Origin of the sequence: Pedobacter sp. ISL-64 (genome assembly GCF_018613605.1) — a bacterium.
Taxonomy (GTDB): Bacteria; Bacteroidota; Bacteroidia; order Sphingobacteriales; family Sphingobacteriaceae; genus Pedobacter.
On the sequence record NZ_JAGGPU010000013.1, the window covers coordinates 43,984 to 58,280 of the forward strand.

The 14,297-nt window shown below is 40.9% G+C and carries 10 protein-coding genes; 2 read left to right on the forward strand and 8 right to left on the reverse strand.

Annotated features, from left to right (window positions below):
- Positions 1-88: 88 nt before the first annotated feature.
- From J7E57_RS17300 to J7E57_RS17335, 8 genes are all read right to left on the reverse strand, one after another.
- Entirely contained in the window at positions 89-1,216 is a 1,128-nt protein-coding gene (locus J7E57_RS17300) for a FecR family protein (protein ID WP_215131439.1), read from the reverse strand.
- 68 nt (positions 1,217-1,284) lie between these two features.
- Complete coding sequence (locus J7E57_RS17305) at positions 1,285-1,866, reverse strand: RNA polymerase sigma-70 factor (RefSeq protein ID WP_215131441.1); 582 nt, start codon at positions 1,864-1,866, stop codon at positions 1,285-1,287.
- 500 nt (positions 1,867-2,366) lie between these two features.
- Complete coding sequence (locus tag J7E57_RS17310; RefSeq protein WP_215131443.1) at positions 2,367-2,795, reverse strand: hypothetical protein; 429 nt, start codon at positions 2,793-2,795, stop codon at positions 2,367-2,369.
- Between the two features lie 21 nt (positions 2,796-2,816).
- Positions 2,817-3,647: a hypothetical protein gene (locus J7E57_RS17315; protein ID WP_215131445.1), complete on the reverse strand. Its 831-nt coding sequence runs from the start codon at positions 3,645-3,647 to the stop codon at positions 2,817-2,819.
- Between the two features lie 143 nt (positions 3,648-3,790).
- A complete protein-coding gene (gene glgP, locus J7E57_RS17320; protein WP_215131447.1) occupies positions 3,791-5,446 on the reverse strand; it encodes an alpha-glucan family phosphorylase in 1,656 nt (551 codons plus the stop codon).
- Between the two features lie 326 nt (positions 5,447-5,772).
- Positions 5,773-6,186, reverse strand: coding sequence for a BON domain-containing protein (locus J7E57_RS17325; protein WP_215131449.1), 414 nt, complete (start codon positions 6,184-6,186; stop codon positions 5,773-5,775).
- Complete coding sequence (locus tag J7E57_RS17330; protein ID WP_215131451.1) at positions 6,183-8,561, reverse strand: phosphoketolase; 2,379 nt, start codon at positions 8,559-8,561, stop codon at positions 6,183-6,185. The genes J7E57_RS17325 and J7E57_RS17330 overlap by 4 nt, the downstream gene beginning before the upstream one ends.
- Before the next feature lie 324 nt (positions 8,562-8,885).
- On the reverse strand, positions 8,886-11,576 hold the full coding sequence (locus J7E57_RS17335) for a cation-translocating P-type ATPase (protein WP_215131453.1): 2,691 nt from the start codon (positions 11,574-11,576) through the stop codon (positions 8,886-8,888).
- Positions 11,577-11,830: 254 nt separating this feature from the next.
- On the opposite strand from J7E57_RS17335, the gene J7E57_RS17340 reads away from it, so the two are divergent.
- Together J7E57_RS17340 and J7E57_RS17345 are read left to right on the forward strand one after the other, a co-directional pair.
- On the forward strand, positions 11,831-13,048 hold the full coding sequence (locus J7E57_RS17340; RefSeq protein ID WP_215131455.1) for a PAS domain-containing sensor histidine kinase: 1,218 nt from the start codon (positions 11,831-11,833) through the stop codon (positions 13,046-13,048).
- Positions 13,023-14,075, forward strand: a complete 1,053-nt coding sequence (locus J7E57_RS17345; RefSeq protein WP_215131457.1) for a response regulator — start codon at positions 13,023-13,025, stop codon at positions 14,073-14,075. Before J7E57_RS17340 ends, J7E57_RS17345 begins: the two co-directional genes overlap by 26 nt.
- Positions 14,076-14,297 lie beyond the last annotated feature (222 nt).

The following is a 14,297-nucleotide window of genomic DNA, read 5'->3' on the forward strand; positions in this document are numbered from 1 at the left end:
TGTTTGAACAATTACTCATCTGTACCGGCCTTTAACCGGGGGCGCCTCCAACGCTCCCGCTTTTTTACCAGTCCAGGAATTTTCCGGATTAAGGCATAACAGTTACCCTCCTTCCTTCCAGTTTAAAGTGCACACCCTGATTCATTGTCAGCGCTTTCAATATCTCAGAAAGCTTTTTCTTTCTTGAAATGGTACTGTAGAATGCTGCATTATCCTGTTCCCCATCATACACTACGTCTACATCGTACCATCTTGCAACCTGTCTCATTACCGTATGAAGGTCTTCGCCATTAAACACAAAATCATCATTTACCCAGGCATTTGCCTGCTCTGTATCTGCCTGCGAAACCGTAACGCCATTTGTAGTAAAATCTGCCTGTTCTCCAGGCTTAAGTGTTTTTGAGCCCTGCATACTGCCCGATATACGTACCGAACCCGATAATAGCGTTGTCCTGATCTTTTTTTCATTAGAATAGGCCTGTATATTGAAATGCGTTCCCAACACCTGTACCGTCTGTCTTTGGGAACGAATCATAAACGGATGCAATTTATCGTGGGCCACTTCAAAATACCCCTCTCCGGATAATGTCACTATGCGTTCTTTTTTATTTTTGAAAGAGAGCGGATAGGTTAAGGTGGATGCTGCATTGAGCCAGGCTTTTGTCCCATCTGGAAGGACAATGGAAAATCTTCCGCCCCTAGGTGTTTCAAGCGTGTTGTTTTCATCGGTGGCCGCCTGATCAGCAGAAGTTTTGTAAATCACCATACCATCAGCTGATCTTGATATTTTAACACCCGGTTGGGTAATATCCCCTTGCTGTAAATGATCTAAACTAACCTTTTTCCCGTCAGCGAGTATTAAATAAGCCTTATCCCCTCCAGGGTCTATATCATTTTTGTATACGCTGGCTACTTGATTGGAAAGGGGTGCCTTGTTCTGCATAAAATAGAGCCCGCCCAACGTCAACATTACGATTGCGGCAGCAGCAGCAATTTTAGCTTTCAGCGCGATAACCCGAGGTTTACGTTCAGGTAAGGCTAGCTCTACCTTACTCCATATCTCTTCTGAAATATCTTCAAGTTCCGCTGAAGAATATTTTGCATCAGTTTCCGAGCGGTAGTAGTGAAGCCAATAGCGAACGGCTTCCATTTCGGCTGCGTTACAAGTTCCATTTTTAAACTTATCAAATAATTTTTCTGCTTCGCTTTTTTGCATTTCACATCTATTCTATACCTTACATTACACCTTACTCTGGCCAATCGGGTATAGAAGTGAAAAAAAATTTAAAGATTAATGAAATAAACTGAAAAAATCGCAGAACCGAGCCTCTTTCTAAGAATTTTTAACGCATTTTTCATATGGGTTGCGACGGTATGCTCGGATAGGTTAAGTTTTAGGGCAATTTCCTTATTGCTTAAATATTCTTTCCGTCTTAAATCGAAAACTTCCCGCATTCTATCAGGTAAATTTGCGATTTCCAGTTCGATCATTGCACTTATATCCTTTTCTCGTATCAGATAATCAGCAGAACCTTCTGAAAAATTATTAAGGGTATATTGCAGGGAGGCAATGTATTCTTCGGTTACCCCTTTACTACGAAAAATATTAAGTACCTTATTTAATACTGATCGGTAAAGGTAAGGTGCAAGGGGGGCGCTGTCAATGATTGTTGCCCTGTTGTTCCACAAGGAAATGAAAACTTCCTGCACAATATCTTTTGCAGTTTCCTCATCCTGAAGCTTTTTCACAGCAAACAAAAACAGTAATGTCTGATACCGACCATAGATTTCGCCAAACGCCTCCTTACTATCCTGCTTTAGAAGTAGGACAAGTTGCTGATCATTATATGGAAGGTTTGCTGACATGGACCGAAGATGACTTGCGAATCTACAAAATAAATTAATCGGATATGTTAATTGGTTTTTCCGAAGAGGTTAGAAGGATATCCTAAATTGCAAAATATCAACGAAGCTTTTTCTTTGTGCGATACTGTCCTTCAAGTTTGTTTTTCAAGACTTTTTCGAAATTGACTATAGCATCACAATGCTCGAACAAGGTCGAACTTCCGCGGATTGACTCTACGTAAACGGCAAAAAGCCTTGAAGTTCGACCTCTTTCATTGAAAGGAGCTCAAACTCAAGGCTTTTTGCTTTTAGCGCATTTTCTATTGAACATCTCAAATATAAACAGAAACGCCTTATTCGCTAAAATAAAGCAATTAACAGTTCGATCCTGCTCGGACAGAACTACTCTGCTTTGTTTGACCTTTATACCGAGTAAACGAGTTTAATGGGGATGAAATCAAGGTTAATCTCCCGTCCGTAGAATATTTAGATCAGCCTTTTGGCTGATCCTAAACATGACCTTATAGCTGAGGCAAAGCTTGCCGCTTTCTATCCTGAATTAATGCGATAACCAGAGAAAATAGTTCTTGCTTGAGTATCCTGTAAGTCGAAGTCAAGTGAAGCATAGTATGTTCCATCTGTTTTTGTCTAATAGCAAGAAGTTCTCCATGGCCGTCAACAAGATTTTCTGTTTGTCCCTCCAGTACTTTTATGTAATCGATCAGATCCGTATCAGCACTATATTTATCTTGTTCAAGCTGTAAGAATTTTTTACCGACGGCTTTTAGGTCATCAATATACGCTGGGCCGGAGAGCAATATAAAATGATCATCGAGCAAATGATGAAGAAAAACCATTTCAATTTTAAAAAAATCGATGTCTGATGCCCAGTGCTTTGCGATAGCATGATATTGGATATATGCGGGGGAGGTACTATTTATGCTGTTCATTCATGTTTTATTAGGGTGAAATCAAGAAGGGAATATGAGTATGGGAACGGGATTATACAGCGCGCAATTATCTTTGAAATATTGTTGGGTAAGCAAATTAAAATGAAAATGCTGGTCAACCAGAACCAAAAGGTCCGCTTTCATTTCGCTAACCATAACTTTCAGTGTGTTGTCAGGTTCGCCTTGATTTAGCATGTTTAGGAAGAGTTTCTTGTAGCCTATATTCAGGCTGACTTCATCATTAAAAACCTCTTCTGCCTGATCGGTCTCCATCAGCGGAAGGCCACTGGCCGAAGCGTGCGCAATAACCAGATTAGCATCCCAACAGGTGGCAAGGCCTGCCAGAAACTTTACTGTCCTTAGGCCACAGAAACGCAAATCGGTTAAATATACCATCCGTTTGAGCTCATTTTCAGACCATGAGGAAGGAATGATCATTAGCGGCACCTGAATTTTATGTAGTAGATTATTAATGGCAAGATTAACATTCAGCAAAGCCTGAGGCAGAAATTCATCCAAACCCTTTATAACCATTAAGATTTCGTTTTCGTTGGCCAGCCTATATAGATCCCCCATTTCAAAAGAAAAACTCAGCTCCTGAATTACGGGTTTAAATCCCGGATGAAGCATTTTTCTTTCCAAAAGATTTTTCATCAGCCTGGAATCGATTGCTACAGTATTACTGATCTCTGGAAGCATTTCTGTCCATCCATATTCATCCGTGGTTAGATTTAGAACGGGTAAATTAGCCAGGATAATATTTACCTCAAGACGTTGTGCCAATACAAGTGCAAATATGGCAGCATGCTCTGATTCTGGACTATGATCGTTAATGATGATAATGGATTTCATTTGTTACTTGTTCAAGCTATACGCTGACAACAAAGGTCGGTATAGCTTAAAGCAAATAAAATGATACTGGTCACCTTATTGATTGAGGGTGGTCATGACAGGGGAATTTAGTAAGGAAGGATATCGAAATTAACGTATTTTTTTTAATCGGCCTGACGGTACATCTGCGTATAATAAGCTTCTGCCATTCTCGCTGACTCGAATTCAGGGATAACGCCTTTTATACCACTTTGAACAATATTAAACCACTTTGATGGATCATCATAGTAAGTAGGCAAAACTGTTTTTTCCAGCGCATCCATTAAGTTGGTATTCTCTTTTTTATCTCTTTCCTCCTCGGATAGCAAACTTTCTGCAGGCTCGATAAGAAAACAGTTCTCTCCATTCAGCGCAAACTCGGGAATCCATCCATCTGGAATAGAAAGATTAATAGCTCCATTCATAGCCGCTGTCATGCCGCTGGTTCCTGAAGCTTCCCGGTACATTTTTGGATTATTAAGCCACACATCAGCTCCCTTTTTTAGAAGTGAGGATAAACCGAGTTCATAACCTACCAAAACTGCACAATTAGGGAACGCCTTTGTTTTATCAATGATCTGATTGAAGATTTGGTTTGCGCCTGTATCTTCTGGATAGGGTTTTCCTGCCCAAATGATCTGGATGGGATATTTTGAATGCTTTAATAACATCTCGAAACGCGTCCAGTCGTGCATCAGCAGATCTGCTCGTTTATATCCGGCAAAACGCCTGGCCCATACCAGAGTGAGCACATTTTCATCAAATAGCTTTCCTGTCTGATCGGCAACTTGCCGAAACAAGCGTGATTTTAATTCCTTTTTCCGGGCTAAAAACGCCTGTTGGTTATTCTCATTTACGCGCTGAGCGATAGCCTTATCCTGCCAGTACTTTTGATTCTGTGCATTGGTTATGGAAACAATCTCACATATCCCATCATAGCCTCCCCACATTTCGCGGGCAACTTCACCATGAAGTTTGGAAACAGCGTTTGCTTTGCCAGAAAACTTCAATGCTGCCAGCGTGTAATTAAACTTCTCGCCCTCCAGTCCCAGCACAAATTTAACTTCATGTTCCTGCATATGGTAAAAGAATGACATCTCTTTTAACAACGAAAAATCATGTTCTTCATTACCCGCAAGCTCAGGGGTGTGGGTTGTAAATCGCATTCTTTTTTTAATCTCTTCGAGATTTTGATACTTTGAATACAGATAAAAATTAAGTGGCACCGCATGCCCTTCGTTCATATGATAATAATCTGGCTGCAGGTTGAGCTGATCCAACAGCATTCCCCCACCAATCCCCAGAATGATTGACTGCGCAATCCGGGTGGCCTCGTTTGGGTCGTATAACCGGTTAGTAATGCTTCTACTTACTTCATCATTTTCAGGAAGATCGGTACTCAGCAAAAATAAAGGTGCGGTGCCAAATGTGGCAGGCCGCAATAAAAATGCTTTGACTTTAACGATAGCACTATGTACGGGAACAGAAAGAACAATTCCTGTATCTTCCAGAAACGAATAATCCTTTTGAATGAAGGCTGGAACCATATTGTTATCCTTATCCCTTACCTGGTCATAATAACCGTATTTCCAAAGCATGCCTATGCCTAATAAATTTTGTTTCAATTCGAATGCACTCCGGAGATGGGATCCGGAGAGAAAACCCAAGCCTCCGCTATAAATTTTAAGGGATTGATCAATGGCAAACTCCATTGAAAAATAGGCTACACTGGTTTGATATTCTGCATTAGGGCTGTACCCAAAGCGCTCGGTTCTGGTCATAGAAAACGTTTTGTTCGTGGATTATTTTATTGGAGAATTAAGAAATTGTTAAAAAGAACCTGTTTATATATTCAGGATCAAATCATAAGTTCCTTAAAAGCATTCTACAAAAACCAAACCAATGAACCTGTCCGCACTAAATTGTTCCCTATTTTTTAAAGATTTTTTTGATAAACCTTCCCAAAGGCAGATATGGCCAGCGCATCATGTTTTTTGAAAGCGCTACAAATAAATACCGGCTGGAGATCCAATTCAATATACCCAATCTAAAAAGTAAATATCGACGGGACAAGCCGATTCCATTTTCCTTCTCATCATTTCCATTTTCACCAGATTTCATTAGTACTCCTTTCAAAGTGCAAATCCGGATGCAGGGGGCCTATGAGATGCATAGGTTGGTCATTATCATTTTTATAAGCATGCTTACTATCCAAGGTCAGGTTTGCGCCCATGTAAACAATCAGGTTGCTTTTAAATGAAAACCTGACTTCTATTTTCTGAATAACATTTTTTACCCCCTTCACAGATTTTGCGACATGTTCTGCAGCAAGTTTTTTGGCGTAGCTATCCACTGATCCTTTAAGGGTCACCAAACCATCTTCCACCGAAATCTCTATTTTCTCTACACCTATAAGGGAATCGGTCGTGATAGCCAGTCTAACCTCCTCCGCTAATTTTTTATTCTTTTTTTTCATTATAATTTCCATTATCAATGGGCCAAATTTGCTCCTTCTCATCATAATATTTTGTTTATTTTATCTGCGCACTTGAATCTCCAGTTTTTTATTTCTGGCATATCATCAAGATGTACACCTATGTATTCTTTATGGCTGGCTAATTTATCCTCACAAAAACGGATGAACTCATCGGCCTGTTGCTGGAACCGGGGAACGCGTTTAACCGTTTCCATAGCTAAATGATACCGGCTCATCTGATTTAATACTACCATATCAAATGGTGTGGTGGTTGTTCCTTCCTCCATAAATCCGCGGACATGAAACCGTGCGGGATCCGGGCGTCCATGAACCAGATCATGAATAATACGGACGTAACCATGGAATGCAAAAATCACAGGGGCAGCATCGGTAAACAGGTCTTCAAAATATTCATCACTTAATCCATGTGCATGATATGCTCTTGGAGAAAGGGCCATTAAATCAACCACATTAACAACTCTTACCCGAAGCTCAGGTAAGTGTGTGCGAAGAATTTCGGCGGCTGCGATAGTTTCCTGGGTGGGTACGTCTCCGGCGCATGCCAGAATCACCTCAGGTTCGCCAAAATCATTTCCAGCCCATTTCCAAACAGATGCCCCTTTTTCGCAATGCGCTACAGCTTCTTCCATCCCTAACCATTGCAGCTCAGGCTGTTTCCCTGCAACCACAACATTAACATAATTTTTACTTCTCAGACAATGATCCATTACAGATAACAGCGTATTGGCATCGGGCGGTAAATAAATCCTGATTACGCTGCTTTTTTTATTGACCACCGTATCAATAAATCCTGGCCCCTGATGACTATAACCATTATTATCCTGTCTCCATACATGAGAAGTTAACAGATAGTTTAACGAAGCTATTGGCTTACGCCAAGGGATTTCCTGAGTAGTCTTTAACCATTTTGCATGCTGGCTAACCATGGAATCGACAATGGTTACGAAAGCTTCATAACAAGGAAACAGGCCATGCCTGCCCGTTAACAGATAACCTTCTAGCCAGCCCTCGCAAAGGTGCTCGCTCAATACTTCCATTACCCTTCCATCTGGAGATAATTTATCATCAGTACCGATAATTTTCTCCATGAAGCATCGGTCAGTCACCTGAAAAACGGCCTCTAATCTATTAGAGTTCGTCTCATCTGGACAGAACAATCTAAAATTCTTATTGGCTGCATTCATGGTAAATATTTCACGCAAAAACTTACCTAGATTCCGGGTGCTTTCTGCCTGGATTGTTCCCGGATGCGCTACTTTGATCCCGTAGTGTTTGAAGTCTGGCAGAATAAGATCCTTTAACAATACTCCCCCGTTTGCATAAGGTAATGCGCTCATTCTTTTATCCCCAACAGGCGAGAGGCTGCGGAGGTCAGCGTTTAGTGTACCGTGCTCATCAAAGAGCTTCTCCGGCTCATAGCCGCGCATCCATACCTCAAGGGCTTGCAATTTCTCAGGGTTCTCCTTAACTCCGGCCAACGGAACCTGATGCGAACGGAACGATCCCTCGATGGGCAGATTATTCCAGGATTTAGGTCCGGTCCACCCCTTGGGCGTTCTTAAAATAATCATAGGCCATTTTCTTTGGTGGATTATACCTTCAGCCCTGGCATTGTACTGGATTTTTCTGATCTTATCATAAACGATATCAAATGTAGAAGACAGCTGACGGTGAACATTGTGCGGGTATTCTCCTTCAACGAAAAACACCTCATATCCATATCCTTTGAATAGTTCACTTAAAGCGGTATCATCCATGCGGGAAAATATTGTAGGACTTGCTATTTTGTATCCGTTTAGGTGAAGTATTGGCAACACCGCGCCATCTCTTGCAGGATTTAAAAAAGCAACTGAATTCCAGCTTGCTGCCAGAGGGCCTGTTTCTGCCTCTCCGTCACCGATTACGCAGGCGGCAATCAGGTTTGGGTTATCAAATACAGCGCCGAAAGCATGCATCAGGGAATAGCCCAATTCACCGCCCTCATTGATTGATCCTGGTGTGTGGGCACTTACATGACTGGGAATTCCTCCAGGAGTAGAAAACTGTCTGAAAAGTTTAAGCATACCTTCCTCATCCATCGTTACCTCAGGAAAAAGTTCGGTATACGTACCCTCCAGATAAGTATGGGCTACTACTGCGGGTGCTCCATGACCAGGACCGCACACATATAGCACATCCGCATCCGTATCTTTTATCAACCGGTTCAGGTGGACATAAATAAGGTTTAAACCAGGAGAAGTGCCCCAATGACCAAGCAGTCTTGGTTTAATGTCGTCTGGTGTAAGCGGGTTGCGCATTAGCGGATTGGCCTGTAAATAAATCTGACCAGCAGATAAGTAATTTACCGCTTGCCAATATTGATGTATTTTATCGATTACTGCTTCTGAAATTTCTTGCATGGTATTTTGGATTTAAGCTTTAAACATGTATTGTTTTAAGCTTCATGGATAATGATTCGATAGGTTTTTATCCAAGTGTATATAGATCTGGCAATAAAAATTAAGACTAATAAAAAACTACATATCAAGTCGCTATATCATTCTAATCTGGTATGTTTAATCAAATATCCTCAACTATTCTGGGCCAAGAAATGATAGCGGTCATGTTTAATAGAGATGTTGATCCTAAAATAGAAGATCAAGACTGGCAAGCATGTTATTTAGCAGGTAACTTATATAGCCCGTTCGTGGTTTATTTGTAGGTACTAATTGTTACTGTATGGATTATTTTTGATGCTTTTTACCTAAAATCAACTTGTAAAGTTGAACCATTATCAGCGGCAGTGTACCTGCAAAAATTGCGGCGAGCCATGCCTGTAATGGTATTATATTGAGATTAAGAACCTGCCGGCTTTTGGGAAAAACATACACCAAAGTGATAAGAGAAAAGCAGAATATGATTGCCATCCATACGAATTTATTTTTGGTCACCTCATTTTTCGTCATTCCCGAGCGCAAAGAAGACATATTGAATACATGAAATAATTGGGCAGCAGCCAGCGTAATAAATGCTACATTATTGATGACCTCTACTTTTTCACTTACATATCTCATGCATATAAAAATCGCAAGCATAACCGAAAGCGTCATGAGCACTGCATAAACCAAAATCACCAGCCAGTTACGGTTAGATATAATCTCAAGGCCAGGATCTCTTGGAGCCTTCAACATAATGGATTTATCTCCCTTTCCCAGGCCAAGAGCAAGCGCAGGAAAAACATCAGTAACCATATTCAGAAACAGAATCTGTAAGGGAAAGAGGATGGCACCAGTTCCCAAAAAGCCCAGTAGGGTTACAATAATAATTTCACTCAGGTTACAGGATATCAGATAGATGACAAAGCGCTGGATATTCTGAAAGATCTCTCTTCCATTGGCAACGGCCCGGGTAATCGATACAAAGGAGTCATCCTTAAGCACAATATTTGCAGTTTCTTTTGCCACTTGAGTGCCCCTTAGTCCCATGGCAATCCCTACATCTGCCTTTTTTATTGCTGGCGCATCATTTACCCCGTCTCCGGTCATCGCCACCAAAAAGCCAGCCTTCTGATAAGTATCCACAATTTCGAGTTTCTGTTTAGGAGAAGTTCTGGCAAAGACAGTAGTGGAAAGAATCCTATCCCTCCACTCCTGATCCAATAAGTCTTCCTGCGGGAGTGCATTTCCCAATATCACCTGATCATCCGCTATTTCTGTGATGCCAACCTGTTTTGCAATACTTAAAGCTGTTAACGGATGGTCTCCGGTAATCATAACGATTTTTATACCTGCAGAGCGGCAAGTCGATATAGCGCCTTTGATGTCACTTCGCGGGGGATCCAAAAACCCAACCATCCCCACATAGGTCAGCTCAGTTATGAAGTCGCCATCAGGCATTTCATTCAGGCTTTTGAAGGCAAAAGCCAATACCCTTAACCCACTTGCTGAAAGGGTTTCTGCACTGGCGAGTATTTTTTCCCGATCACTGGAAGTGATTTCATTTAAACTATTTCCGGACTGGATCTTTGTGCACTTTAAGATCAAACCTTCAACTGCCCCTTTCACTGAAATGAAATAATCATTTCCATTTTGATCGGCAGTTGCCATCAGTTTGGTTTCAGCGCTGAAGGGAATCTCCGATTTTCTCTGGTAATGTGCTGCAGAGCCCTCCCTGGAAAACGCGGCGGCTTTGCTCAATAGCAATAAGGCAATTTCAATAGGATCACCAGACACCTTAGACGTCTCAGTTTGATCAACAGGGGCATTGTTACAAAGCGTGCCGATTTTAACTAATAGCTCAAAATTTTCCTGGCTTCTGTTGATACCCATATCATCATACACCAGATGTCCCTTTTCCATAGAAACATGTACTTCTTCGTCAGGAAAAGACAGAACTTTTACAAAAATCTTATTTTCAGTCAAGGTTCCGGTTTTGTCTGTAAGGATGACATTCACTCCGCCGAGCGTTTCGACCGAGGAAAGTCTTTTGACGATTGCATCTCTTTTTGCCATGCGCAGCATGCCAAAAGCGAGCGCAACCGTTGCTACAATAGGAAGGCCTTCAGGAAAGGCAGCCACAGCAAGTGCTATTGACGTTTCCAGAATCTCGAGCCAGGGTTTCCCTTCAATAAAAGCGGTGAGTGCAAAGAAAGCCGTCATGAAAAGGGTGATGTAAATTAACTTTTTGGTCAGATTTCCGATTTTGATATCCAAAGGTGATTTGGTGGCAGCTGAACGACCAACCATCTCGCTGATCTTACCCAGTTCGGTGTTTGCGGCAATGCCTGTAATAATGACTTTGCCATTTCCGTTCATCACCGCTGTACCTTTGTATACCATGTTTGTTGATGCAGATGCATCAGTATCTGCCCCCTGGCTATCGCTTGTTTTAAGGATGGGAAATGATTCCCCAGTCAATGCAGACTCATCTACCTGAAGTCCGTTTGATTCGATAACCCGGCCATCTCCAGACACCATGTCTCCGGAATCAAGCAGCAGCAAATCTCCAGGGGTCAACTGTTCGGAAAGTACATCCATGATTTTTCCGCCCCTAACGACTTTAGAGACACTTAGGTCCATTTCTTTCAACGCCCGCATGGAACTCCTTGCCTGTAGTTCCATAAAAAAACCAATCAGGGCATTAACCAAAATAACGATAAATATTGCGATTGCTTCCAACGAGTTTTTAAAATATAGCGATGCAAATGCAGCGATAAACAGCAGGTAAACGATAGGACTGTTAAACTGTTCAAAAAACATCTGCCAGATACTTTTGACCTTTTGGCTGACGTTAATGTTGAGTCCAAATTGGACTGAACGTAACGAAGCCTCATTAATACTGATACCCTGCTGCCCATCCGTTTCAAAAGCATTAAGTAGTTCACCAACGCTTAAAACTGGAACAGGTGTATTATTGGCAGCTAAGTTATTGTTCATCTTCTTTTATAACAGTCAATGCCAGAATTGACAGATGACGCTACATATAGCAAAAGTACCGCCCCAATTGTAGTTAGAAATGATATTCCCTACCTGAATTGATGATGCTCATCATGAGCGGTTAGCCATTCTTCCATTTTTGAATGACAATCTTAAGCGTGCTGATATTCTTTGAAAGAATAAAATCCAAACAATCCCCTCTGGCGATGGTTCTATTAATGCAGCTAAAACATTTAGCTGTTAATCAATAAATTATGGAAAATGCCGTATTGCTAAAGGCAATTATTGACCATGCAATAGACGGACTGATCACTATTGATGACAGCGGTGTGGTAGAGTCGATTAATCCATCTGCATGTCGTCTTTTCGATTATGCTCCTGAAGAGGTTATTGGACAAAACATCTCCATATTGATGCCTCAATCAGATAGATCCAACCATAACCGTTACCTTTTTAATTATAAACAAACGGATAAGGCAAATATCATTGGAATTGGCCGAGAGCTAATAGGCAAGAAGAAAAACGGGATTTTCTTTCCATTTCGTCTGGGCGTAAGTGAGGTTAAATATTCAGGCAGGATAATTTATGCTGGTTTCATTCATGATCTGACCAGGGAAAAAGAGGCAGAAGGAAAATTACAGGACTATACAGCACAACTTGAAATGCAGGTGGAAGAGCGAACGCATTCATTGAGAATGAGTGTGAATCAACTCCAAAAAACTCAAATTGATCTGAACCTGTCACTTAATAAAGAAAAAGAACTTGGACAGTTGAAGAGCAGATTTGTGTCCATCGCTTCTCATGAGTTCAGGACGCCACTAAGCCTCGTTCAGCTATCCGCTTCCTTAATCGAACGTTATACCGAAACACTTGATCAAAAGAACATCAGAAAGCATGTGGGCAAAATCAAAGATGCTGTACTTAATATTACAGCTATTCTTAACGACTTTTTATCACTGGAAAAATTAGACAGCGGGATGGTCAAGCCGTTACTGAGTCGCTTTAACTTATCAGAGATGGCAGAAGAAATTACCGGCGAAATGCAGGTTGTTTTACAGGGAAAGCAAAAGATTATCTTTAAACACAGAGGTACTAGCCAAAAGATAACACTCGATCAAAATCTATTAAAAAATTGTATCATCATATTAATAGACAACGCCATTAAATATTCAGGAGCTGATAGTCAGATTCAGTTTTACACCAAGATTAATGAGCATAATTGTACCATCAGAATCTGTGATGATGGGATTGGTATTCCTGAAAGTGATCACAAACATCTTTTCGATGCTTTTTTTCGTGCCCACAATACTGGTAATATATCAGGTACTGGGCTTGGATTGAGTATACTTTCCAGATATACAGGATTGATGGATGGGCATGTCAGTTTTAAAAGCAGCGTTAACAGAGGAACCTTATTTACATTGACCTTCCCACAAAAAAATAACCATGAGCAAAAAAGTATTGATTATTGAAGATCATGGTGAGATACGTACAAACCTGGTTGAAATTCTAGAAATGGCCCGTTACACGGTATATCAGGCTGAGAATGGTAAGCTTGGCGTTGAACTGGCCATCAGCCATGTTCCAGATATCATACTTTGTGATATCATGATGCCCGAACTTGATGGATATGGTGTATTATATATGCTCAACAGGCATGAGCAGACATCAGGAATTCCATTTATTTTTCTGACTGCAAAGGCCGAACATGCAGATCTTCGGAAAGGAATGGAACTGGGCGCAGATGATTATTTGGTTAAGCCCTTTGATGATATGGAATTGCTAAATGCCATTGATATCCGTTTAAGAAAGAAAGCTGCAAACGATCTTTCCCTCCAAAACAGAACTGAAGCATTCAAAGTATTGGTTGAGAAAACAGACGGTCTTGCTGAATTCAATAAGATTATTGAGGAAAAGAAAAGCAGGAACTTCAAGAAGAATCAGGTCATCTATTATGCGGATGATCATGGAAAAGGGCTCTATCTGGTTACGCATGGGAGAGTTAAAACCATAAAACTGGCAAAAGATGGCAGGGAGCTAATGACAGGAATTTATGGTCAGGGTGACTATCTGGGGATTAATTCGGTATTAAGTGATAGTTGTTATGCAGATACTGCCACAGCGCTTGAAGATAGTAGCGTGTGCCTAATTCCAATAGATCAAATGGAAACCATACTTAATTTATATCCCGAGGTAGCAAGAAAATTCATCCATTTGCTTTCCAGGGACAATAGAGCAAAGGAAGAACAGCTGTTGGAACTGGCCTATCATTCGGTGAGAAAAAAAATGGCCGGTATACTACTCCGGCTTTATGGACAGACAAAGGCAAATGATAATTTAATAAATATCTCCAGGGAAGATCTTGCCGCTATGGCCTGCATGGCCGCTGAAACGGTGAGCCGCACCTTATCTGATTTTAAGGATGAGCAGCTTATTGATAGAAACGGAACAAAAATAGCGATACTTAATCAGGAGGGACTTTCTAAAATGAAAAATTGAAGTCTATAATATTAAATACAATAGCTATTATAAAAAAGTATTCCTTTATAACATCCTGTAATGACCATAAGGAATTTAAGTAGCCCCAACGATTCGATTATTCCCCAAAGGAATAACCTTTCGCACAATAATCCCTTTATATAAGCAAATGCAGTATAGATCAGCGCTGGCATCTATTCTCAAGAAGTCAATTCTATAAAAAATTGTTTGAACATTGAGATA

What these genes read in the sequence shown, in the direction of transcription:
- J7E57_RS17300 (WP_215131439.1), bottom strand. Translation starts at nt 1,216, where the DNA reads ATGCAAAAAAGCGAAGCAGAAAAATTATTTGATAAGTTTAAAAATGGA.
- J7E57_RS17305 (WP_215131441.1), bottom strand. Translation starts at nt 1,866, where the DNA reads ATGTCAGCAAACCTTCCATATAATGATCAGCAACTTGTCCTACTTCTA.
- J7E57_RS17310 (WP_215131443.1), bottom strand. Translation starts at nt 2,795, where the DNA reads ATGAACAGCATAAATAGTACCTCCCCCGCATATATCCAATATCATGCT.
- J7E57_RS17315 (WP_215131445.1), bottom strand. Translation starts at nt 3,647, where the DNA reads ATGAAATCCATTATCATCATTAACGATCATAGTCCAGAATCAGAGCAT.
- glgP (WP_215131447.1), bottom strand. Translation starts at nt 5,446, where the DNA reads ATGACCAGAACCGAGCGCTTTGGGTACAGCCCTAATGCAGAATATCAA.
- J7E57_RS17325 (WP_215131449.1), bottom strand. Translation starts at nt 6,186, where the DNA reads ATGATGAGAAGGAGCAAATTTGGCCCATTGATAATGGAAATTATAATG.
- J7E57_RS17330 (WP_215131451.1), bottom strand. Translation starts at nt 8,561, where the DNA reads ATGCAAGAAATTTCAGAAGCAGTAATCGATAAAATACATCAATATTGG.
- J7E57_RS17335 (WP_215131453.1), bottom strand. Translation starts at nt 11,576, where the DNA reads ATGAACAATAACTTAGCTGCCAATAATACACCTGTTCCAGTTTTAAGC.
- J7E57_RS17340 (WP_215131455.1), top strand. Translation starts at nt 11,831, where the DNA reads ATGGAAAATGCCGTATTGCTAAAGGCAATTATTGACCATGCAATAGAC.
- J7E57_RS17345 (WP_215131457.1), top strand. Translation starts at nt 13,023, where the DNA reads ATGAGCAAAAAAGTATTGATTATTGAAGATCATGGTGAGATACGTACA.